Annotated in this window: 11 protein-coding genes; 1 reads left to right on the forward strand and 10 read right to left on the reverse strand. The window is 45.7% G+C overall.

Features of this window, described 5'->3' with window-relative positions; genetic code table 11:
- Window positions 1-17 precede the first annotated feature (17 nt).
- On the reverse strand, window positions 18-1,577 hold the full coding sequence (locus AC1DYT_RS20695; RefSeq protein ID WP_477471420.1) for a RagB/SusD family nutrient uptake outer membrane protein: 1,560 nt from the start codon (window positions 1,575-1,577) through the stop codon (window positions 18-20).
- Window positions 1,578-1,605: 28 nt separating this feature from the next.
- Window positions 1,606-4,767 carry a SusC/RagA family TonB-linked outer membrane protein gene (locus tag AC1DYT_RS20700; RefSeq protein WP_477471421.1) on the reverse strand — a complete coding sequence of 1,054 codons (3,162 nt, stop codon included), beginning with the start codon at window positions 4,765-4,767 and terminating at the stop codon, window positions 1,606-1,608.
- Window positions 4,768-5,439: 672 nt separating this feature from the next.
- Here AC1DYT_RS20700 and AC1DYT_RS20705 point away from each other — a divergent pair.
- Window positions 5,440-6,237, forward strand: a complete 798-nt coding sequence (locus AC1DYT_RS20705) for a response regulator (protein WP_477471422.1) — start codon at window positions 5,440-5,442, stop codon at window positions 6,235-6,237.
- Window positions 6,238-6,418: 181 nt separating this feature from the next.
- On the opposite strand, the gene AC1DYT_RS20710 is transcribed toward AC1DYT_RS20705, so the two are convergent.
- The 8 genes from AC1DYT_RS20710 to AC1DYT_RS20745 all read right to left on the reverse strand — a co-directional run bounded on the left by AC1DYT_RS20710 (window position 6,419) and on the right by AC1DYT_RS20745 (window position 19,859).
- Window positions 6,419-7,264, reverse strand: coding sequence for a sialate O-acetylesterase (locus tag AC1DYT_RS20710; RefSeq protein WP_477471423.1), 846 nt, complete (start codon window positions 7,262-7,264; stop codon window positions 6,419-6,421).
- A gap of 11 nt (window positions 7,265-7,275) precedes the next feature.
- Window positions 7,276-8,172: an alpha/beta hydrolase gene (locus AC1DYT_RS20715; RefSeq protein WP_477471424.1), complete on the reverse strand. Its 897-nt coding sequence runs from the start codon at window positions 8,170-8,172 to the stop codon at window positions 7,276-7,278.
- Window positions 8,173-8,202: 30 nt separating this feature from the next.
- A complete protein-coding gene (locus AC1DYT_RS20720) occupies window positions 8,203-9,474 on the reverse strand; it encodes a family 8 glycosyl hydrolase (protein WP_477471425.1) in 1,272 nt (423 codons plus the stop codon).
- 10 nt (window positions 9,475-9,484) lie between these two features.
- Complete coding sequence (locus AC1DYT_RS20725) at window positions 9,485-11,449, reverse strand: family 43 glycosylhydrolase (protein WP_477471426.1); 1,965 nt, start codon at window positions 11,447-11,449, stop codon at window positions 9,485-9,487.
- A 323-nt stretch (window positions 11,450-11,772) separates the two neighbouring features.
- Window positions 11,773-15,966, reverse strand: coding sequence for a hybrid sensor histidine kinase/response regulator transcription factor (locus AC1DYT_RS20730; RefSeq protein ID WP_477471427.1), 4,194 nt, complete (start codon window positions 15,964-15,966; stop codon window positions 11,773-11,775).
- A 420-nt stretch (window positions 15,967-16,386) separates the two neighbouring features.
- Window positions 16,387-17,727, reverse strand: coding sequence for a family 43 glycosylhydrolase (locus AC1DYT_RS20735; protein WP_477471428.1), 1,341 nt, complete (start codon window positions 17,725-17,727; stop codon window positions 16,387-16,389).
- 60 nt (window positions 17,728-17,787) lie between these two features.
- A complete protein-coding gene (locus tag AC1DYT_RS20740) occupies window positions 17,788-18,900 on the reverse strand; it encodes an alpha/beta hydrolase-fold protein (RefSeq protein WP_477471429.1) in 1,113 nt (370 codons plus the stop codon).
- 53 nt (window positions 18,901-18,953) lie between these two features.
- Entirely contained in the window at window positions 18,954-19,859 is a 906-nt protein-coding gene (locus AC1DYT_RS20745; protein WP_477471430.1) for an alpha/beta hydrolase, read from the reverse strand.
- Window positions 19,860-20,113: the final 254 nt, after the last annotated feature.

The following is a 20,113-nucleotide window of genomic DNA, read 5'->3' on the forward strand; positions in this document are numbered from 1 at the left end:
TAATTTAATAAAACCAATTAATACCCCGGGTTCTGATGCCCGTTTATCTCCGGATTATTATCCAATTCTGCTGTAGGGATCGGTAATAACTCGTCTCTGTTTGCTTTGAAATACGATAATGGATCGGTAGTGAAATAACCTTTTTTCCTCCACCTTACTATATCAACGTTCCTAACCTGCTCATCGGCCATTTCAACCATTTTTTCGTGCATGATGGCTTTTGTTACCTCTGCCTTAGAAGTAACAGGGAACTGTACGGTTGGATAAAGCGGCATTGCAACGCTTGGCCTGGCCCTTATCTGGTTTAGGTAGGCTATGGCAGCAGCGGTGTTACCCAATTCGTTTTCGCACTCAGCAAGGTTTATCAATACTTCGGCATAACGTAAGATGCGCTGATTATTGCCACCCGGGTGGAACGATGCCGCAGGCAAACCCTCTTTGTAAATAATCATAAATTTGCGGAACCCTACTTTTTTGGTTACACCGTTCACCACAGACGTATTGTTATTTTGATCTGCTGCGGTTAACACGGATGCACCGTTGTTGTATGAATCGCCGGTTTCATAAAACGAAAACTTATACCTCGGATCTGTTTTAGCAGCACCGGTAGCAGTGTTTTCAAATTCATTCAAAAGCCTATCCGACGGGATTAAATTCCTCCAGGCAATTGGGTTGTATTCCTGGTTCCTTACAGTCGATTGTGCTTCGGTAGGGCTATCGCCGCCCCAGTTAAAGCCGTTGTCGCCCTTGTCTACATACACCATTTCAAATATCGATTCTGAGTTGAACTCTGTTTCTTCTTCGAAATTATCCAGGAAACGACTGGTTAAAGTATAACCATCGGCACCTGCAGTAGGTATTTTTAGCAGCGCAGCTTTCGCGCCGGCGTAGTCGCCATTTTGCATCAGCACCCGGCCAAGTAATGCATTGGCGGCGGCATTAGTAGCCCTGCCTTTATCAGTACCCGATTTGCCAGGCAACACAGCTGCAGCATCCTGCAAGTCTTTGATGATTAATGCGTACACATCCGCCTCAGAAGACCTCGGCACAAAGCCGGTTGGGCTTTTAACGGTAGTAGTATAGATTGGCACACCACCCCATTGGCTTACCAAATCGAAATAGGCCCAGGCACGCATGAATTTTGCTTCGCCAACCCTCCTATCCCTTATTGCCAAATCGTCTGTTACGCTCCCGGCGTTATCTAAAACAATATTCGCCCTGAAAACAACCTGGAACCAGCCGTTCCACACAGAGTTTAACACGCTGTTCGTAGGGTCGAAAGTGCCGGCTAACATTTGCGCTCTTGGCACCTCCAGCTGGCTTCCACCCGATGATACCTCATCGCTGCGAAGATCATGTATAAAGAACCACTCCCTGGATACCAGGTTAAGGCCCTGCGCAGCTTTGTACACTGCGTTTACGCCTTTAGTAAGTTCGCCCGCGTTTTTATAGTATTGATCGGTAGTTACCGCGTTAACGTTACTCGTATCGAGGTCGCTTTTTTTGCAGGAGTAAGTGGTAGCCATCACCAAAAGTATGGTAGATGCAGACCAGATATAAAATTTTTTATTTTTCATAATTTATAAAATTATTAGTGAATACTGATTAAAAAGTTGCCTGAATACCGAACTGGAATGATCTTGGCTGTGGGTATTGCCCATAATCTATCCCGTTAGTCAGTGTTCCGTTTTTAGACCCCACTTCCGGATCAAGGCCCGAATATTTGGTAAAGGTCAACAGGTTCTGCGATGACACGTACAACCGCAATCTGCTTAAGCTGTTGTTTGTTTTAGCTTTGAGCCAGCTTGATGGCACGTTGTAACCGATTATGGCATTCTTTAGGCGCAGGTACGACCCATCTTCAATCCAACGGGTAGATGGCCTTACGTTACCATTCGGATCGCCCTTGGCAGCTCTTGGGATATCGGTACTTGTATTTGTTGGCGTCCATGCGTTCAAAACATTTACGCCTGAGTTGAACAAACGTGGCATACCTTCAAGGATAATCCTTTCGGCATTGAATATTTTATTCCCCTGTACGCCCTGGAAAAAGATACTCAGGTCGAAGTTTTTGTAACTGGCCGAATAGTTTAAAGAGTAGGTGAATTTAGGAAGGTAGCTGCCGATAAAAGTACGGTCGCCATCGTTTATGATATGGTCGCCATTGATATCTTTAAATTTGATATCGCCGGGTTTGGCGCCTGGTTGCGTAGCATGCGCGGTTACTTCGCCAGCGTTTTGGAAGATACCTTCTACCACATAGCCATAGAATGATTGAATAGACTGACCAGCGATAGTATTGGTAATAGGGCCACCGCCACCAAAGTCTGCATCGCCACCGGCAGTAATAGATGCATTCGGGCTGTTAAGCTCAAGCACCTTATTCCTCACCAAACTAAATAAACCGGTAACATCCCATTTAAAGTCGCCTTGATTTTGATGATACCCAACGGTAAGCTCAAAACCTTTGTTTTCTAAAGATGCCACGTTTGCAACCGTTCCGGCACCGCCAAAACCAAAGCTTAATGGTGTTGGTACGTTGATGATCAAGCGGTCCATTTTCCTTTTATATAACTCAGCAGATACTGTTAGCTTGTTATTAAAAAGCCCCAGGTCTACACCGATGTTTGTTTGCTTGGTAGTTTCCCAGGCGAGCGAAAGATTGGTTAAGCCGTTGTAGAAAGAAGCGTTACCCAAATCAGAGAGCGAGCCGCCAAAAGGATAAGTTGCCTGGTTGCTTGATACAGGCTGCAGGTACGGATATGGGCCTAATGCGGTACCGTTTACGCCGGTAACGCCATAACCACCACGTAACTTCAATTCTGTTATAGCGGTAACATCTTTAAGGAAGCTTTCCCTATCAACTTTCCAGCCGGCAGAAACAGCGGGGAAATTTTGGTACTTGTGGCCTGGAGCCCAAACAGACAAACCATCACGACGTATCGAACCGGAAATGAAGTACTTACTGTCAAAATCGTAAGCAAGCCTGCCAACCATCGAAACGAGCAAGGTTTTATCGGTGGTGTAGTTTGTAAACAAATTGGTTGCGCCATTCAATGATTTAACCGCATTGGTTGACTGGTTACCACTTGAAGACTGGTTGGTGTTATTTGTACCCTGGCTTTCATATACAGCAACGCCTGACAAGTGATGCTTATCGAAAGTTTTATCGAAAGCAAGTTGTTGCGAATACAGTGTTGTTGTGCCCGCTCCCCGGTTTTTGTTAATCGTAGCGGTTGGAGAACTCAGTGTTCCGCCGTCATTATATATTGGGGTGTACTGTTCGTTAAGGTTTGTGCCGTAGTCCAGGCCGTATGTGGAAGTAAATTTCAACCAATCGGTGAATTTCAACGTCATGAACGCATTACCACGGATGTTGAAGCCGTTGTTATAGTTTTGATTGATCAGTGCCGCCTCAACCGGGTTGGTAGGGTCAGAACCGTCGAAACTATTTAACGGACCCTGGAAACCACCTGCGTTATTTGGATTATAAACCGGGATATATGGTAACATCCTGATCACATTGGTTAACGCGGTACGGTTTCCGGCTGGTATATCAAAGCGCTGATGCGTAACCGAAGCGTTGAATGTTTCTCCAAAGGTTAAAAATGAACGGATTTTATGGTCGGAGTTCATCCGGAAGTTTTTCCGGTTAAAATCTAATCCCTGTGCAATACCTTTTTGCGCAAAATAACCGGCAGATGTGTAAAAATGAGAGTTGTCATTACCACCGCTTATCGCAACAGAATGTTGCTGCAGCAATTGGTTGTTCCTGAAATACGCGTCTTGCCAATCGGTATTAGTTTGAGCAAACGTTTGAGAGGCGCCTGCATAAATCGGCTGATTGAAATTCGCCGGTTCCAATCTTGGCGGTACTGCCGATGGGGCATTCAGAGCGCGCTCATACTGAAGGTACTGGTCTGTATTTAACAGATCGAATCGTTTGGTTATGCTTTGCACGCCTACATACGAATCAAAATCTATTTGCACCTTTCCGCTGATACCCTTCTTAGTAGTCACGATAACTACACCGTTGGTAGCTCTCGAACCATAAATTGCTGCAGCACTCGCATCCTTCAATACTTCGAGCGACTGGATGTCTTTAGGGTCGATACCGCCAATACTACCAGGAAATCCGTCGACGATATAGAGTGGGTCTGAGCCGAAACTGATTGAGCTGTTACCGCGGATAGACACAATTGGCGCACTACCCGGCGAGCCATTATTGGTAACCGTAAGGCCAGCCACCCTGCCTTGTAAAGCCTGGTCGATACCTGCCACCGGAAGTTGTGCAAGGGTTTTTCCACTCACAGAAGATATGGCACCTGTTACGGCCGCACGTTTCTGCGTTCCGTAACCAACCACTACCACTTCGTTAAGCGATTTGGTATCGGCTTTTAACTGAACGTTAATTACGGTTTGCCCGTTTATTGCAACCTCTGCTGAAACATACCCGAGGAAACTAAAAACCAGGGTGCCGTTTCCGTCGGGAACTGTTATTTTGTAGTTTCCGTTAAAGTCGGCAGCGGCCGCAATGGATGTGCCTTTTACCATTACGGTAGCACCCGGTACGCCAACCCCGGCTTCATCGGTAACCTTACCTGTGATGGTAACCGCGCCGTAGGGGTTTACCACCCCACCGGCCAGTGTATTTTTGAAGTTAGCTGCTGATGCCGAAGCAAAAGCACCCTGTAGTGTAACAATACCAAACAATGTTATTAATAACGTTGCTCGTATGCAGTGATTAAGTAAAAATTTTCTTTTCATAATTTGGTTAAAATTTAAAATTGGATTTAGTGGAGAATGTTGGTTGTGCTTATTCATGCACTTCCGTTTCCGCGAATGATCTCCCCCGATCATTTCATTAATTCTAGTCAGTCCTTTTTTTCATTTTTCTAGGTGTTGTTTATGGTTAATTGGTTGAGATTGGTTTAGTATGCAATAGTAATAAGGTGGTAGTAGTTAAAGCTTGCTAAGCCAAATAACTACAGTTTACCTAACCTCGCCCGATGTCGATTTGAAGGCCAACATGAAATGCAATCGATTGCATTTTTATTGCCAAAAAAAACGGCAGCAAGTCCGGCTTTACGTTTTATTGATATTTGTTTAGTAATTGGTTAAATACTCTTTGCGGTGCTGTTGAACCTCGTTAGAGTAACAGTAAAATTACATCACGGTAAAAAAAACGGGTGCAATTTTTTGCCACATTTAAACAACGTTTGTTTAATTTTTGAGCAAAATGAACGTGATATGGCTATCGGAACACGCTGAAACCCAATGCTCCGTTTCCAGATACCGGCAATTTTCGCAATGTTGTAATGGAGCTTAAGTTTTGGGGTGCTGCTGGATCTTTTTTGCGCTTGCACGGCATCGGAGCGGCACTTTATACCAGGATTACCGCTACGCTAAAGCACACACGACGCTATAACTTGTCGGTAAATGCAGGAAAAACGCCATCGTTTGTTAGTTATTGAAGACCACGAAGAATGGCGCGATTACCTTGTTGGTTGTTTGCAGGATACTTATGAGGTAATTGAGGCAGCCGACGGGCAGGAAGGCTGGGAAAAAGTGCTTTCCGTCCGTCCGGATTTGATCATCACTGACGTTAAGCTTCCGCTGATAGACGGGATAAAATTAAGCGAGAAAATAAAGACTGATAAACGCACAAGGCACCTGCCCGTTATTTTATTAACCGCGCTAAGTAGCCACGATGACCAGTTAAGGGGCCTCAGTTCGGGTGCCAACGACTACCTCACTAAGCCTTTCAATTTCGATATATTGATTGTTAAGATAAAAAATCTGCTGGCCGTTCATAATCTGCTCAAACAAACCTATAGTAAGCGCTTTACCGTACTCCCTGCGGCGGTTGAGGTTAAAGCAACTCATGAGCTATTTATGAGCAGCGTAATGCGTTTTTTGGAGGAGAATATCGCCAGCGGTAACCTTAACGTAGCTAACTTGAGCGCCCACCTCGGCACCAGCCGCGTATCGCTTTATAACAGAGTACTTGAACTTACAGGGCAATCTCCTATAGAACTCATCACATCATTTAAGCTGGATAAGGCAGCAGGCGAGCTCACCAATACCAACAAAGCCCTGGCGCAGGTAGCGCGCGAAACAGGATTCGCCACCCCTCATTATTTTTCGAAGATCTTTAAAGATAAGTTCGGGCTTCTGCCTTCAGAATACCGACATGCACATCAATGTCGTTTACTTAGGAGTTGGCCCGGCGTATAGCCTCACCTAAATCCTCTCCAAAGGAGAGGACTTTAAGCCCCTCTCCTTTGGAGAGGGGGTTGCGGTGAGGCTACTAAGTAGCTTAAGTAAACGATATTGGCATGCGCATCAGAAATCATGAACATCAAATCCGGATATCAGCTATTTGTCTGCTTATACATCCTATAAGCCTGTAGCTGGCTTAATAAACAGCCTTATAGCCTAAAAGAGAAAGCATCTGCTCCCCGTAACGCCGGCCAATAATTCGGTATCCTTCCGCAGTGAAATGCAGCTTATCCGAATTTGCAGGGCAGCCGCTTGAAGAAATCACATACGAATGTGGTACCAAAGCAGGTAGCCCGGCAATAAACACATTCATACCCGCGCACTTGCCGCCCTGATCTGCATTAACCAATTCGCCTGCCAGCAAGGGTACCCGTTTACTTTTCAAATGCAGATCGTGTAGTAAATTGGTATATATCCCTTTAACTTTCTGCGTCCACAGGCTATCGTTCGGGTTCGACTCGCCCTGGTGCAACAAAACGCCTTTAATCACCCCATATTTCTGCGCCAGCTTCGCCATTTCTACTAAATGTGCATACGGGTTGCCACCGTATTCATTAATCATGTTCAGCATCCAGGGCGGCGCTTTGGCTACATAAGTCTGGTAACTGTCTTTTTCGAATAATTCTATCCTGCAGCCCGCCACAGAAACATTGATGATACCAATTCTTATTTTGGGGGGCAAATTAGCAACCAACGTCCTGCCGAAATAGTCCGCAGGCGTAAGGCCTGTATTGCAGCGCGCAAGAGGCGGCGCTGCAGGGTACCAATTACCTTTTGTTCGCCCTAAATTGGGGCAGTCAACCGTTTCAAACATCTGAAAACGCTGGTCAACAATGGTGTCCTGTGGCTCAATCCTTGCGTTACCTTCCATATTAGATTGCCCGAAGCACAAAAAGATATAAAAGTTCTTATCCTGAGAAAAACTCTCCGATGCAATAAAAAGGAATATACCCGTGACAAAAAACCGAAGTTTAGCTTTCATCTACCACCTGTTTATTTATTATCCGGGTAAACGTATTTAGCGAAGTTGGCTACATCAACGGGTTTAAAAATTGACTGTGAAAACATATACAAGCCATTTTTCCAAACCTTAAAATCGTGCACACCGGGCTCTATGTAATAAACATGCGGAACGCCCTTTTCCACCAGGTAATCGTGCGTGCGCTTGCTGAATGCAAGCAATCCATCGCTTGCGCCACAGGATATCCATAGCAGTTTAAGCTGCTTTTTTGCAACTTCGGGGTTTGGCACCAAATCTTCGGGTTTCTTTGTGTTCGGCGCAGCCGAGAAAGCACCCACCCAGGCAAATTTATCCAGGTTGCCTAAACCAAAATTCAGCGATTGCCCTCCGCCCATGGATAGGCCCGCTATGGCGCGGTGTTCCCTGTCGTTAATTACCGGGTATTTGCTTTCGATAAAAGGTATCAGGTCTGTAAGCAGGTCTTGCTCAAATGCCGCAAATGCGGCTACCTTATCGGGGGCCATTATATTGCCGGTCGCACGGTCGTCTTTCATTGCGCGGCCATTTGGCAATACCACTATCATAGGTGTTAGCTTGCCTTCTTTGTACAGGTTATCAAGGATAACTTGCGGAGTACCGCCGTTGAGCCATTCCTTCTCATCGCCTCCTATACCATGTAACAGGTACAGTACCGGGTATTTGACTTTTTTCGAGAAGCCCGGCGGCGTATAAACCAGGGCTTTGCGGGTACTGCCAACTGTTTTTGAATCATAGGTGATGGTGTCGATTTTCCCGTGAGGGATATCTGCCTGCGCAACATCGAAACCTGCCTGTGCCTGGTGGGCAATATCTTGCGCAAACACGCAAGTAGTAAACAGCAATGCTGCTATGGTGCAAAGCAACTGCTTAATTGGTAATGACTTCTTCATTTCGGTTTATAATTTTTGTGGTGGATGAATTTAGTTATGTTGTGGGGTTATCAACTGGTATTTCCCGCTCAGGTGCATCAGGCTAAAGAGATATAGCAGGCCATCGTAATACGGGTCGAAGTACCCATCGTCGTAAGGTTCCAGTTTGGCATTCCATAATGCGCGTACAAAATCGAGGCTCGCGGTATCCTTGCTCATAATAGATGCGGAAGCAGAAGTAGCTACCAGGCCGAGGGAGTGCCTCAGCTTTTCAACGCTGCCGGCCTTTAAAATAAAACCCGGGCGCGAACCGTCCAGGTTAAACTGGTCCTCAAAAGAATCGATGCCTTTGGAGCGCAGGAAATTTTGAAGACGTACGGCATACTGCTGTTGCCAGGCCTTGTCTTTACCGAACCATACGTAATCCATGGTGATGTTCATAGGTACCCGCCAGGAGTCGTACCTGAAGCCGGGCGGCATCCAGGGCGTTGGATGGGGTTTGCCGCTAAATTCTGTATAGTCGGAATTCAGCGCGGTTACCGAATCGCAGGCACGGTGGAGGAAAACGCGGGAAGTATCGGCACAATCCCTGTAAAATTGCTCATGCCCGTCTTTTGCGTACAAGGCCCATGCTTCATAAAAAGCAGGGAGATGGTACGATGGGTCGGTCCAGTTGTAATTACGGCCTTCCGGTACAAAGGTTATCTGTTTATGCTCGGTATTAATTAAGTTATAAATATTACCGGTACCATCCTTTTTCCACATAGCGTCCAATATGCGGCGTGCTTCGTGGTAATAGTCGATACCTGTATTATTCCCCCATTTGTTCGATGCGAATAAAAGGCTGGTGATGTAATACAATTCCCCGTCAGACGCGGAGCCTTCCGAATTACGTTTCATGGTACCTGTGTTTATACTCCAGGCAAAGTATGCCTCCCTTGGCCCATCCTGGTGCTGGAGGTACTTTTTAGACCATCGCCATATCCGGTCGAACACATCCTTCTTGTTCAACTGTACGGCTATCATCATTCCGTAGGAAAGGCCCTCTGTGCGGGCATCGTGGTTTTTAATATCGCTCACATAACCAAGCGTATCGCCCACTGTAAAAAAAACGCGGTTAGGGCCTTCAAATACGTCGTAATAAGCCTTGGCAACTTTCTTATCGATATCTGCCTGGCTGTAGCCCGCCTTGCGGAAAAGGTTGACATAAACGCCCTTTTTAACCGCAGCGCTATTTTTCTTATTTATCTGTTTTTTGTTTTGAGCGAAAACAGATGCAGGCATCAGCCCAATGAGTAACAATAAAACAATTACTTTCTTCATGTTATAGCTTCTATTTAGTTAGGAACCGGATACTTTTAACAAATGTTACCTTGGGCGTTCCGGCCGGGAATTTTATGAACAAATCATGTTGGCCGACGACCTTTCTTATGGCTTTGGTGAGTACGCTCCACTTACCCGGTGCCGTGGGTGTAAAGGGCACTTTTGCAAGCAGTGTGCCGCTTTGCAAATCATCCAGCCAAACCTCCAGGTAGCCTTTGGTCGCTGAATTGACTGTTAATGCAATTGCCGATGGAGATACTTCGCCCAGTTCTACGCCCGAAATCATGAACCATCCCCCAAGGGCAGATGTATTTGTGACGGCCTTACACCCTTGGATATCTGCTACTGACGCGCCGAAATAATTGCTATATCCCACGGCAGGCAGTGCAGACAATCCGTCTTTACAAATAAAGAAGTCGAAATCGGCTGGCTTTCCTTCGGCAAACAAGCCTACACTGGTGCCTACCCACGAATTATAATTGGGCTGCACCTTATCAAGGCCCTCAGCACTTATGGGCTGGCCAAGCTTAGTCCACTTTTTACCATCAGCACTGTAAAAGGCTGTTAGGAGATGCTGTTCGCGCTGCAGCTTTAACCATACTACATCCCCGGCCAAATTGGCAACGGAACGTGTTGCGCTATCTAAGCTGAACACGATTTTTTTTCCATTATCGTACCCGGAGTATAGCCGCGCGATAACTTTTTGATTGCCATTGGTTAAATACAGCCCTCCTTTGCTATTCGGCTCGAGCGCATTCAAAGAAACTTTTGTTACCGCAGTATAAAAGTGGTCGGTTTCCTTTTGCACCAAATGCGTGCGCACGGTATCCGGCGTAAGCCTTACCCAACCTTTTCTCGCGGTTAAAGAATACCTGCCGGATGCTTTTTTTGTTAAAAAATGCCACCAGGGCCCCAGTGTGTCCTTGTTGAAATAATCTGTCTTAACACTTCGCCACGGAATGCGTGATTTTGGCAAACTTGGGTTTACAATAGGTTGCGTTGTTGGTGCCATGCCCCAGGGGCGGTCACCTTCCCATAAAACCGGGAACAGCGATGTTTGGCGGCCCATGCCCGACCAATCATCTCCCTGGTATTTCTCGTAACTCTGCCCTATCGTCCACCAGGAGCCATCGGCAAGTTGAAATGGTGCCGCGATGTGGTTGGGCCGACGGAAGCCTGCTTTGGGATCGGTAACGGGCTTAAAAAACTCGCCGAGCCGTTCCCATTTGGTAGAATCTGCCGTTAACGCAGTGCCCCGCAATACATATTGCCCGCCCGATACGTCGCCGGCGGGAAAGTAGTAATAATAGCCATTACGTTTACTCATTACAGGGCCTTCTGCCCAGCTATATTGTAGCTTGGCGTTCACCCAGTCCATATTAATTACGGTATCGGCTAACTGGCCGTCTTTGCCGAGGGCTTGTATGCGGTTTACCTTCTGCCCGTCCTTTATCAGCATATAAGGCTTACCGTCATCGTCTACAAAAATTGAATTATCATAACCCAGATTACCTGTCTGGGGGTTAGATTTTACCTGAACCGGGGCCGACCAGGGGCTTGCCGGCGACGCGGCTTTACAAAACCATTGCCCCCCTGCGGAAAAATAAATCCAATAAGAGCCATAGAAATACGTAATAGCCCCCTGCCATATCCCGCCAGACGGCCGGTCGTTAACCCAGCCGGCCTTTGCTGCCGGCAAAACGCGCGCAATCACTTCCCAGTGCACCAAATCGGTAGAGTGATAAATAGGCAGGTACGGGTTAAAGTGAAATGTTGAGCCGCAATAATAAAAATCGTTGCCCACCTTAAGTAGCGTAGGATCAGGATGGTCTCCCGGCAAAACAGGATTGACATAGGTTTTAACCGATGAATAAAAAGATGAAGAATCTATAGCCGCGTTATGTTGCGCCAGCAATGCAGGGATGCCAATTATTTGCAAAATCATGCAGAAACAAACCGAGTACAGATACCTCATATCCAAAAGTTTAATATTAACAGTTAGGGCCAATAAAAAATTGCGCAAAACAGCACAGCCTGAACGCCGAATATTCTTTCAATCTATTACTGCATTATCAGAAATACTGCATAGCGCAAAAGCAGAACCGAGAAAATTACAAATAGCTGAACGGTTATAAATTAGCTTCGTAAGCCGGTTAAGATGACTTTGACCGCTTCAAAAGTATTTATACAGGGAAGGTTTGAATAACACTTTTTAACATGTTACTGCAAGAAATGTATAATCGACATTAAAATATAGAAATATCCGCCTGCCGTATTCCAAATAGCTTGATTAAATGACTAAACGCGCACAGTTGAAGCATCGGATAAAGCGTCTTCTTTAAATACCATTTTACGGTATTCTGAAGGGAGTACATCGAACTTGTTTTTAAACGACTTTGAAAAATAATGGGGCGTACCAAAACCCGCTTCATATGCAATTTGCGATACGGTCATGTCGCTCTTTAACAGTAAAAAAGCTGCCCGATCGAGCTTGTAGGACCTGATGAATTCCACAGGCGGCTGGCCGGTAAGTGCAAATATCTTATTGTAAAGCGCCCCTCTGCTCATGCCGAGATGTTCGCTTAGATCCACTATCGAGAACTTGGGGTTCGTAAGGTTTTTTTCGATATAGTTGATTGCATTACTCAGGAATTTCTCGCCGCTCGATTCTACTTCCACGCTCTCCGGAGTAACCTTAAGTTGTTTGCTATACGTATTTTTTAATATGCTATTTTGAGACAATAAGTTTTTGATCTTCAGGTTCAATATCTCGAAATTAAACGGCTTGGTAAGGTAATCGTTTGCGCCCGTTTCCAGCCCCAATAGCTGCTGCCTGTCGCCGGTAAGGGCAGTGAGCAAAATAACGGGGATTTGGCAGGTGCGCTTATCTGCCTTGATTTTACTGGTCAAGGTGATGCCATCCATATGGGGCATGCTTATATCACTTACAACCAGGTCCGGATGGAACGAAAGCACTTTCTCCCACCCTTCTTTGCCGTCTGCAGCTTCGTCTACCTTAAAGCTCCTTTTTAAATTATCTTTAATATAGCTTCGCAATTCGGCGTTATCTTCTATAATAAGTACCCGCAGCTTAGAGGTGGCATTGGCTTTAGTTTCTTCAATTGTTTCGTCGTCTTGCCCGTTAGCCATTGCCAATTCCTCCGCTGTGGCGACTGGCTCAGGCGCAGCGAGCTGATGATCAAACAATTTCAGATCAATCATTACTGTAAAAACAGTACCATTACCCGGTTTACTATCTACCAGTATCCTGCCGCCGTGCATTTCAGCGAATTCCTTAGCGATAGAAAGCCCTATACCGCTTCCTTGATTTAAGCTTCCCGACAGATTCTCCCCCTGGAAAAAACGGTTGAATATCTTAGTTAAATTCTCTTTTTCAATACCGATACCATTGTCAGTTACCTTTATCGCAAGGGAGGCTGTGGATTTCGCAACTTCTCGGGATATTTCCAATATTTCTACCCTTACTTTCCCTCCCGCTGGGGTAAACTTAAAGGCGTTTGAAAGCAAATTAAGTAGTATCCGTTCAATTTTATCTGCATCGAATTTTACAAACATAGGATGTTGTAATCCCTCGTAGTGAAGCTGTATGTCTTTTGATTCGGAAAGGTCATAAAACGAATCCACCACCTCTTTGATAAAGGACGATATCTCTCCATCGGCAAGATTCAGTTTCATTTCATGTTCTTCTATTTTCCTGAGATCCAGCATCTCATCCACCAGGTTGAGCAACCTGTGGCTATTGCGCTTAATAACGGCAAGCTGTTTGGTGGTTTGGCGATCATTATGATGGGCCAGCAATTTATCGGTTGGTGCGAGGATAAGCGAAATGGGTGTCCTGAATTCGTGGCTCAGATTGGTTACGAATTTTACTTTCATCATATCAACCCGGTGCATCTCCTCTGCCATTTTCCTTTCCTGCTCAACGGCCAATTTCATTTTTACCTTTTTAATGCCTAAATGCCTTATGAACAACAACGAGCCAAGGACAACTAAAAAATAGGTTATGTAAGCGTACCAGGTCATCCATACCGGGGCCAGTATGCTAACGTGTATGCTGGCCACTCCTTTGCTCCAAATACCATTGTTATTAGCGGCCTTCACCATAAAGGTGTACTCCCCCGGGTTTAAATTGGTGAAGTAGGCTGTAGTTGCCGGCCCAACGTAATTCCAATCGGTATTAAAGCCCACCAGTTTGTAAGCATAACTATTTTGCTCGGGGATGGTAAAATTAACGGCATTGTAACTTAAAGAGAAATCTTGCTTGTAACGGAGCGTGAGCTTGTTGGCAACGGAAATATCGGACGCTATAGGAGCATCCTTACCCGGCGTTACGACTTTATTATCAGCCTGCAGACCCGTTAAAAAAACGGGCGGCGGATTTCTATTGAATTTAACGTCTTTTGCGGGGTCGATATAGTTAAGGCCGCCACCGCCACCAAAAAACAACGAGCCATTTGAATGTTTTAAACCTGCCCCGTCAGAAAATGCGGCATTCTGCAACCCGTTATATTTTGAGTAATTGGTGATTTGCTTTAGGCCTGCGTTAAAATTTGATATCCCTTTATTGGTACTTACCCAGATATTGCCATGGCTATCTTCTAAAATTTTATGGATAACGCCGCTTGCGAGGCCATTAGCAGTGGAATATGACTTTAATTTACCGGTAGCTATGTTGTAGCAAAACAAGCCATCGCCGCTGGTACCTATCCACATATTGCCAAGGTGATCTTCTAATAAACTAAAAACCCTGTCAATAGCCATACCTGTATTGGCAAAGCTGAGTGATTTGAATTTTTGCGTTTTTGGGTTGAGTACCGCAATTCCGGTCCCAACCGAGCCGATCCAAATATTTCCCTCCCTGTCCTCTTCAATTGCCCTTATATATCCATTTAAAGGAAGGCTTTTTTGATCTAAGGACCCGAAAGTGCCCTCGTATTTGCTAAAGGTTCCGGTCGCGGGATCGTACTTGTTCAACCCGTTGCCGTTAGTACCCACCCACATTTGGCCTTTGCTATCGTATTTCAAACAAAATATTTCGTTACTGCTGATATCGCTGGCTCCGCTACCGGCCTTCAGTTGCTTGTAGCTGCCGTTATTGGTGTTATAAACAAACAGTCCGTTTTGGAAAGTACCGAGCCAAAGCTGCTCGTTACCATCGAGCGCCATACATAAAATTGGCAGGCCTGCCGAGTTTATTTTTTCTTTTGGCCTGATATCCACATGGCTGAACAATCGTGTTTTTGTATCAAAAACGTTAAGCCCGCCACCATCGGTTCCCACGTAAATTTTGTCTTGTTTGCCCTCTACAAGCGATGTTACCACCGGGTTGCTTAAGCTTTTGGCATCGTAGCCATTATTTTGTTTCAGATCGAATAAGGTAAGGCTCCTGTCGTATTTGTTCACGCCCCCCTCGTAGGTACCCAGCCAGTAAATACCACAAGGGTCCAGGTACAGGCAGCGGATAGATTTGCTGTTTATGCTAAACACCTCGCGGTCATCGTGCTTAAAGCGCTGAACTAAACCCGTGCGCATATCCATAATGTCCAGCCCGCCTTCTGTACCAATCCATAATTGGTTTGCATTTGCCGCGGCAATACTATATATCAGGTTGCCGCTTAAAGTCCTGTTGTCAGAAGGGCTGTAGTTGAAATTCTTACACGCTTTTAGGTCTGCTGAAAAACAGGTTACGCCCTTAAACGTGCCCACCCAAATCCTGCCGTCGGCAGATTGTGTCACCGTGTTGACCCTATCCGATCCGATACTGTTTACATTGTTTTTGTCGTGTGTAAAAGTTGTGAAACTTCCCGTAGCGGGGTTAAACAAGTGAAGCCCGGTTGACGTTCCTATCCACATTCTGTGCTGACGGTCTTCAAACAAACACATTATATTCTCCGGCGTCTGCTGGCCGCCGTGTCGTTCTGCGGGGAAAAACCTGCGGGTTGTTTTTGCCGCAGTATCCAATATAGTGATACCATCAATTTTGCCAAGCCATAACTTCCCGCTATAGTCGCCGCAAATTGTCCTGATGTATTGATTTGGATTGGTAACGCCGCCTTGCCTGCCCAGTCCCGGGTAGGAGGCAAACCGATCGTTCGCTTTGTCATAAAAATAAAGTCCGCCGCCTACGGTACCAACCCAGATCCTACCCTGCCGGTCTTTATACATAGAGGCAGCTTCGTTTGCCTGCACACTTGCCTGGCCTCCGTTATGAAAACCATAAACCTTTATGTCTTTGCCGTTATATCTGTCTACGCCTTCGGGTGTTGCAAACCACATGTACCCGTCATCATCTTTTAGTATTGCGTTTACGGTGTTTGATGATAGCCCATCGCGCGATGTTATTGCCGTAAATTTTATATCCTGAGCATGGGTACTCCCTGGGCAGGCAAATACAATAATCACTACAACACATAGCTGAAATAGCAGCAACGGGTTGGCCTTCCGGCTCGAAAACAGCTGAAAATAATGCATTTCTCTCTCAAATTTATCAGGCCTATGTATAAGCAGCAACATCAAAGTGCATGTGCAAGATGCCGTTTAAGCGTAACACAAAAAAGCTTTTGATGAAGCTGTTACCAAAACATCAATTAGGAAAACGAGTGGTTTATAATTGTTGAAATTACAATAATTTTATAAAAAATATAAATAAATCTCCGTAAGCCGAACCAGCAAAAAACAGTTCTAACTGGTGTGTAATTCATGCTATTTAACACAAGCATATACAAATGTACCTTACAATATACCTCTTGCATTAGGCACTACCTTATGTCGGCTGTTACGCTTTCGGCCGGTCATAAAGGGTCTGGCTAATTGCCTTCCGAATGCCCTGCACAAGCAACGATATCGCAAGTATTTCACAGGCTTAATGGCAGCATGCTAACTTTTCCGCACTCAAAATTTCACCCAGTCAATTTCAGCTGAATTGGCCCCCGTAAGTACAACAAACAAATCGCGCTTACCTGCAATTGCTTTCAACAGAGCTGATTTTATGGCCGTCCATTGGTTATTTTTAGTAATATTTATACGGGCAATCGGCTTTGCTTCCAGCTTATCCAGCCGTATTTCTATTACGCTTCCTACGGCAGACCTTGCCATGATGGATAGATTCTTCGATTTCTTATCAAAATGAACTGCGTTATAACGAACCCAGGCACCTTTTTGGCTTAAAACCGTTTTCCAGCCGTTGAACCGCTTTGCTGTATCAATAAAATCAACTGCGGCCCCCGTGCTGCTTATGTTAGAGTACCTGTCTATTTCTATCTTTTGTGTAGCAGAGGAAACCCCAATGCCCCGCAAAGTAGGGATCACTTTACGGATGGTTCCGTCTTCGTTAAAAAACAAGCTGTCGGCACGGATGGCCCTGGCCTTATCGAAATTGGGCGACAACTGGTTATCGTGGTAAAACAGGTACCATTGATCTTTAAACGAAACAATAGATTGATGATTTGTCCAACACCCGGAAGCCGACTCATCCATAATTACACCGGTGAATTTAAAAGGGCCCGTGGGGCTATCGCTTGTGGCGTATTCCAGGCGCTCTGTTTTATTCTCCACATGCGGATAGGTAAGGTAATAAATCCCCTTGCGTTCGAACAGGAAGGGCCCTTCCTTAAGCCCCTTATCCGGCAGATTGGCTATTATTTGCGGGGCGGAGTCCAGCTCAACCATGTTGTCTTTTAATTTAGCCACATATATATTACCCTGAGCCCAATACAAATAGGCCTGACCGCTTTTATCGATAAAAACATTCGGGTCGATGCCGTTCACACCTGCAATCGGATCGGGCAGCGGCGTAAACGGACCATAAGGCGTGTTTGACGTAGCTACGCCTATCTTAAAACCTCTGCTGTTTGCTTTTGCCGCCGGCGGGGCCGGAAAATAAAAGTAATATTTCCCGTTCCTGAATATACAATCCGGTGCCCACATGCTATAGGCCGTCGAATCTGCCCAGGGCACGGTTTTCTGGGAAAGGATTTTACCATGATCGGTCCAATCAACGAGGTTCGACGAGGAAAACACATGATAATCCTCCATGCAAAACCAAGCCAGGCGGCCGTGGCCGGGTGTAGCCAAAATATCATGCGATGGGTATATATATACTTTCCCTTCAAACACCCGTGCTGTAGGGTCGGCACTGTACTGATTTCTAATCAACGGGTTTTGCGCAGCAGCGTAACTGATCAAAACAGTTAATAAACTGAGCAGCAAACCGCTTTTCGTATAAAACTTCATCACTTATATTTTTATTGATCCTTGAATTTAATATACCCCTAATTGTTGCTCCGGCACGCCCTATTGAAACAATAAGGGTGCAAAATGATACAGGTTGTTGCGCCACACGGGCCAGATGTGGCCGCCGGGATATTCATAATAGGTATAGTTTATATTCAGCTCTTTAAATTTGGCGAGCATTAACTGGCAATTGTTATAGGCGATATCCTGCTTGCCGCCCATCGCTATCCAAAAAGCTTTTAGATTCTTATTAATCGTTGGCTGATTCTTTTTCATGAAGTCGTACTGCGCGCCGGCAATATCATTTTGCATGGGCAATATCCAGCCCGAACTGAATACGCCCAGGTAAGCGAACATGTCATTATTTTTGATGCCTGTGTATAAGGTGTTCAGGCCGCCCATAGAAAGGCCTGCAAGTGCCCTACTCCCAGGGTCAGTTTTTGTACGGTAGTTTTTTTCGATAAACGGGATAACCGATCCTTTTATCTCCTGCTCAACCGTAAGCAGGTAATCTTCAGAAAAACCGGAAGCACTGAAGTTAGCATCAGGCATTACCACCAACATGGGTTTTGCACGCTTATCGGCTATTAAATTATCCAATATCACATCTGTTTTACCCTGGTTTGCCCAGCCGCGTTCGTCCTCTCCGCCCCCATGCAGAATATAAAGTACAGGGAACTTTTCCTTTGTATTTGCATCGTAGCCAGGGGGCGTATAAATAAAGACCCGTCGCCAGGCCTTTGCCATTGCCGAGTAGTATTTGCGGATACGCATGTCGCCATGCGGCACGTCTCTGTCTTCATAGTAACCGCCTTGCGCAAAAGGAATTTCGATACCGCTGGCCATGCGCCCCATGCCATAAAAAGATTCACTCGCCGGGTCGGCAACGGCCACGCCATCAATTAACAAAGAATAATAATGAAAGCCTTCACTTATCGAGTCTGTGGTTGCAGTCCATACGCCGCTACTGTCTTTCTGCATATCGTACTTTTTGCCCAGATCCACTTGCAACTTCCAGGCATCTGGCGCTTTTACGCGGAATACCACCCGATGATCGGGCAATATCAAGGGGTACTTTGCCTGCCTGATATTTGTGCTTGCGGGTGTGCCGTTCTGCGCGCAGGCCGTATAGCCGGCCAAAACCAGTAAGCAAACGAAATAGAATATCTTCATGATTGTGGGTTTATGGTGTTGATGTAATTGTATGCGTGAAGTGGGTATTTGTGTTATTTATTTAATGTCTGCATCCATTTAAAAATGGGAGCTGTCCAGCTTTCGATGGGTTGGCCCAGTACAAACCCATGCCCTCCTTTAGGGAACAGGTGCAACTCTGCGGCGACTTTATGCAGCCTTAGTTTTTGGTAGAATACGATGCTATTATCAACGCTCACCAAATTATCGTCTCCTGCATGGGTGATATAAGTTGGTGGCGTATCATCAGCAACCTGCAATTCGTTCGAAAAGGCATCGACGGTTGCCCTGGATGGGGCTTTCCCCAGTAAATTGCGCCTGCTATCCAAATGGGTGAGGCTATCCTGCATGCTAATTACCGGGTAAACGAGGATCAGAAAATCCGGCCGGAGGCTTATATTTTCCGGATTTTTTATTAGCGCATGATGAAAATGCGTTGCCAGCGTGGCTGCTAAATGCCCGCCTGCCGAAAAACCCATTATCCCAATACGGTTAGGATCAATCCCCCATGTTTTCGCCCGCTGGCGTACAAATTTGATGGCTTGTTGGGCATCCTGAAGCGGGCCGATCGTTTTATCCACCATCACCGAATCATCGGGCAGCCGGTATTTGAGCACGAATGCCGTGGTACCGTTTTCGGCAAAAGCCCGCGCGGCCCTCACACCCTCCCCCTGATAAACCAATACTTTGTAACTCCCCCCGGGGCAAATAATAACAGCAGATCCGTTGGATTTCCCTTCTGCCGGCGAGAACATTTCAATTTCGGGTTTTGGCACGCTGTATATAAGGCCGGGGTTTAATTTCTGCGGCAATACCACCTGCCCATTCCTTGTGTTGGGGATGGTATCGGGGTAAATAGTCATTAAAGTTTGGGCTACAACCTTTATTGGTGCCATAGCGATGAGCAGGCACATCAATTTTGCCGACAGCAATCCTTTCAAATGATTTGATTTTGTAAAATACATGATGACTCTTTCATAACCCGGCAACCCTTTTAGCTGTAGCTTTAATGCCAGCTTAGCGGTTCGCCCCCTTACGGGCAATGGCCCGCCTTGTTTATTAGTAATTGGTTTACAGCGCTAAAATCCACAATGCATAAGCTTTCTGATAACAGTATTTGACACGTCTTTAACATAAATGTCAAGGCCTGCAAAATAGGCAACCAGCTTTAGCGCAGAATAATTAATTTAGTGGG

Source organism: Mucilaginibacter sp. P1_D10 (assembly GCF_056406215.1).

Excerpts from the sequence above, each read along its gene's own strand:
- AC1DYT_RS20695 (WP_477471420.1), bottom strand. The coding sequence starts at position 1,577 with ATGAAAAATAAAAAATTTTATATCTGGTCTGCATCTACCATACTTTTG.
- AC1DYT_RS20730 (WP_477471427.1), bottom strand. The coding sequence starts at position 15,966 with ATGCATTATTTTCAGCTGTTTTCGAGCCGGAAGGCCAACCCGTTGCTG.
- AC1DYT_RS20705 (WP_477471422.1), top strand. The coding sequence starts at position 5,440 with ATGCAGGAAAAACGCCATCGTTTGTTAGTTATTGAAGACCACGAAGAA.
- AC1DYT_RS20710 (WP_477471423.1), bottom strand. The coding sequence starts at position 7,264 with ATGAAAGCTAAACTTCGGTTTTTTGTCACGGGTATATTCCTTTTTATT.
- AC1DYT_RS20720 (WP_477471425.1), bottom strand. The coding sequence starts at position 9,474 with ATGAAGAAAGTAATTGTTTTATTGTTACTCATTGGGCTGATGCCTGCA.
- AC1DYT_RS20700 (WP_477471421.1), bottom strand. The coding sequence starts at position 4,767 with ATGAAAAGAAAATTTTTACTTAATCACTGCATACGAGCAACGTTATTA.
- AC1DYT_RS20725 (WP_477471426.1), bottom strand. The coding sequence starts at position 11,449 with ATGAGGTATCTGTACTCGGTTTGTTTCTGCATGATTTTGCAAATAATT.
- AC1DYT_RS20715 (WP_477471424.1), bottom strand. The coding sequence starts at position 8,172 with ATGAAGAAGTCATTACCAATTAAGCAGTTGCTTTGCACCATAGCAGCA.
- AC1DYT_RS20740 (WP_477471429.1), bottom strand. The coding sequence starts at position 18,900 with ATGAAGATATTCTATTTCGTTTGCTTACTGGTTTTGGCCGGCTATACG.
- AC1DYT_RS20735 (WP_477471428.1), bottom strand. The coding sequence starts at position 17,727 with ATGAAGTTTTATACGAAAAGCGGTTTGCTGCTCAGTTTATTAACTGTT.